The sequence below is a fragment of the Dietzia sp. CW19 genome, from assembly GCF_014145265.1.
In the GTDB taxonomy this organism is placed as follows: Bacteria; Actinomycetota; Actinomycetes; order Mycobacteriales; family Mycobacteriaceae; genus Dietzia; species Dietzia natronolimnaea.
Genome location: NZ_JAALEE010000002.1, coordinates 1 through 2,983 on the forward strand (window position 1 = coordinate 1; position 2,983 = coordinate 2,983).

Here is a 2,983-nt window from a genome sequence, read left to right on the forward strand (position 1 = left end):
GGCGCCCCCGAGCGCGCGGCGGCGGGCGGACCCCCACCGGGCATCGTGGCCAGTCGGCGACGCAGCTCAGCGACGCGGTCCGCCGTGCCGAGGCCGGACAGATCAACGACAGAGGTGCCCACTACCATCACCACCAACTCCCACCCCGGACGACACGCCGCCAACCGCTCGGATCGAACTATTTTTCGATCACGGGGAACAGTGAACACCACGAGTCCGACACAGTGCAAGAACACCTGTTCGAACGGGGTTCTCCTCGTCGTCGTCCCCCGTCGTTCACCCGGAGCATCTACCCTCGGTGACCATGAAGGCCTCCATCGGGAACCGCATCGTGCTCATCGGCGCCGGGGACGTGGGCATCGCCTACGGTTACGCGCTCGTCAACCAGGGCCTGGCCGACCACCTGTCCATCATCGACATCGACCACGACAAACTGGTCGGCGAGGTCATGGACCTCAACCACGGCGTCGTGTGGGCCCCCTCCCCCACCCTCGTCACGGAGGGCACCTACGACGACTGCGCGGACGCCACGATGGTGGTGATCTGCGCCGGCGCCGCCCAGCGCCCCGGCGAGACGCGGCTCGACCTGGTCGGCAGGAACATGGCGATCTTCGAGGGGATCGTCGGCGACATCATGGCAACCGGCTTCGACGGCATCCTGCTCGTGGCCACCAACCCCGTCGACATCCTCGCCCAGGCCTCGTGGCGCTACTCCGGCCTGCCCTCCGCGCAGGTCATCGGCTCCGGAACGATCCTCGACTCCGCGCGCTTCCGGTTCATGCTGGGCGAGTACTACGACGTCGCCCCGATGAGCGTGCACGCCTCGATCATCGGCGAACACGGCGACACCGAACTACCGGTCTTCTCGTCGGCCAACGTCTCCGGGGTGCCTCTGCGCCGGGATCTCGACGGGGACCCGGCCACGCGGGAACGATTGGCCCAGATCTTCACGGAGACCAGGGACGCCGCCTACCGGATCATCGACTCCAAGGGGTCCACCAGTTACGGCATCGGCATGGGGCTCGCCCGCATCACGCGCGCCGTCCTACGCAACGAGCAGGTGTCGCTCCCGGTCTCCACGTTGCTGCGGGGCGAGTACGGCCAGGACGGGATCTACATCGGTGTGCCCGCGGTGATCGGCCGGACCGGCGTACAGCGCGTGGTGGAGCTGGAACTCGACGCCACCGAGACCGAACAGTTCGCCCGCAGCGCGTCTGCGCTGCGGGCGGTGTCGGAGCAGTTCGAGATACTGCGCTGAGTCAGGGGGTCGCGGGGGGATCGCTGGCCGGGAACGACTCGTCGCCCCACTCGTCGGCGACCGCGTCGTCGTGGTCATACCGGGCCTTGTCCGCGGGCTCCTCGGAATGCTGGCCGATGCGGTCAGGGTTCTGCGGACTCGTCATGATTCATCCTCCTGCCGCCGTACGGGGCGTGCGGCGATACTCAGATTACCGGAGACCACCGACCCCGACCGCGACGGAGAGAACACCATCGCGCTCACCCCGGGAACAGGAGAGGGCGCCATGCACAGCACCGACTACACCGACACACTGATCCTGCCCGCACCCGACACCAGGGCCGAGACGGCCACAGCGCCGCCCGCGGGGAGACGCTCGATCGCCGAGTTGCAGTACGAGAGGCTCTCGGGTGCGGACTACACCTGGACGAGCGACGACCTGCTCTTCGACGTCCACTGCGCTCGCAAGGGCATCGGGGAGGCCGACCGCGCGGCCGAACGCGAGCAGTTCTTCTCCAAGGGCCAACCCTGCCTGCGCACCTCCCCGCTGACCAAGACGTACGGCTGGGCGATGCACTTCGACTCCGGCGGGAGGATCGCGCTGCTGCCCATGGGGTCGGACCGTCTGGCCGAACTGCAGACCGACCCGTCCGTGACGATCAGAACCGCCATGAAGAGTTCCCGCTAGCCCGGCTCGACGTCCGGCAGGGAGCGCAGCCACTCAAGCACCGGGTCGCAGATGACCCGGGCGAACTCCTCGTACCCCGCCGGACCGGGGTGCGCCCCGTCGCCGGCGGTGACCTCGCGCATCCACGCGCCGCCGGGCCGCAGTGAATCGAAGGTCGGAACGAACGGCACCCCGGCCTCCGCGCACACCGCGGCCATGGCCGCGGCACGGGCGGCGATCCGCTCGTTGACCTGCTCCCACATGACCGGTGGCGGCCCCACCACCAGGAACCGCCCCTCGGGAGCACGGGCGATCATCCCCCGCAGCGCCGAGACCGTGCCCGCCTCCTCGACACGGAGGGCACCCTCGTGCTCCATCACGTCGTTGACGCCGAACTCTGCGATCACCGCCGTGGTCGGGAACGCGGCCCGTCGGCGGTCGACCTCGTCCCAACGGGCCAGGATCATCTCGGAGGTGTCCCCGCCGATCCCCGCGACGGTGGTGTGGAGGCTCAGGCCCACCCCGGCGCCCTCCTCGACCAGGTGCGCGGTCCATCCACGTCCGGTCTCGTCGCCGTACCCGGCCACGAAGGAGTCACCGATGATGCAGACGGGGAGGTCGCGCGGTTCGCTCACTACGCCACGGTAGCTGGCCGGCGAAAACGCCAAGAGTGTTCCGCACACCCCACTCCCGGGCGATGTGTGTGGAACGCTCTTCCGACGAACAGGCGCGCCGGGTGGGGGGCGTCGCCCGTCAGTCCAGGTGTCGGGACTGCGCCCAGCGGGTGAGCGCGTGCCGGTTGGACTGCTGGGTCTTGCGCAGCACGTTGGAGGCGTGCGTCTCCACGGTCTTGACCGAGATGAACAGCTTCTCCGCGATCTCCTTGTAGGTGTACCCGCGTGCCAACAACCGCAGCACCTCCTTCTCCCGCGGAGTGAGGGAGTCGACCTCGGGGTCGTGGACGGGCTCACCCCGCTCCTCCGGCCCGGGCGCGGCGCGGGCGAACGCGTCCAGGACGAACCCGGCCAGGCGCGGGGAGAACACCGCGTCCCCGTCGGCCACGCGGCGCACGGCGTCGG

5 protein-coding genes are annotated in these 2,983 nt (G+C 69.5%); 2 read left to right on the plus strand and 3 right to left on the minus strand.

Annotated features, from left to right (window positions below):
- The first annotated feature begins 304 nt into the window (after window positions 1–304).
- Entirely contained in the window at window positions 305–1,258 is a 954-nt protein-coding gene (locus G6021_RS00020; protein WP_182640424.1) for an L-lactate dehydrogenase, read from the plus strand.
- Between the two features lies 1 nt (window position 1,259).
- On the opposite strand, the gene G6021_RS00025 is transcribed toward G6021_RS00020, so the two are convergent.
- Window positions 1,260–1,403: a hypothetical protein gene (locus tag G6021_RS00025; RefSeq protein ID WP_179524701.1), complete on the minus strand. Its 144-nt coding sequence runs from the start codon at window positions 1,401–1,403 to the stop codon at window positions 1,260–1,262.
- Between the two features lie 120 nt (window positions 1,404–1,523).
- Here G6021_RS00025 and G6021_RS00030 point away from each other — a divergent pair, with 120 nt between their 5' ends.
- Complete coding sequence (locus G6021_RS00030; RefSeq protein WP_182640425.1) at window positions 1,524–1,925, plus strand: DUF6157 family protein; 402 nt, start codon at window positions 1,524–1,526, stop codon at window positions 1,923–1,925.
- Here the strand turns inward: G6021_RS00030 and G6021_RS00035 are convergent.
- Together G6021_RS00035 and G6021_RS00040 are read right to left on the minus strand one after the other, a co-directional pair.
- Window positions 1,922–2,539: a GDSL-type esterase/lipase family protein gene (locus tag G6021_RS00035; protein WP_182616169.1), complete on the minus strand. Its 618-nt coding sequence runs from the start codon at window positions 2,537–2,539 to the stop codon at window positions 1,922–1,924. The genes G6021_RS00030 and G6021_RS00035 overlap by 4 nt on opposite strands.
- 118 nt (window positions 2,540–2,657) lie before the next feature.
- The coding region (locus G6021_RS00040; protein WP_182640426.1) for a response regulator transcription factor at window positions 2,658–2,983 on the minus strand (326 nt) is incomplete at its 5' end.

Coding starts and splice junctions, on each gene's coding strand:
- G6021_RS00020 (WP_182640424.1), top strand. CDS start 305: ATGAAGGCCTCCATCGGGAACCGCATCGTGCTCATCGGCGCCGGGGAC.
- G6021_RS00025 (WP_179524701.1), bottom strand. CDS start 1,403: ATGACGAGTCCGCAGAACCCTGACCGCATCGGCCAGCATTCCGAGGAG.
- G6021_RS00030 (WP_182640425.1), top strand. CDS start 1,524: ATGCACAGCACCGACTACACCGACACACTGATCCTGCCCGCACCCGAC.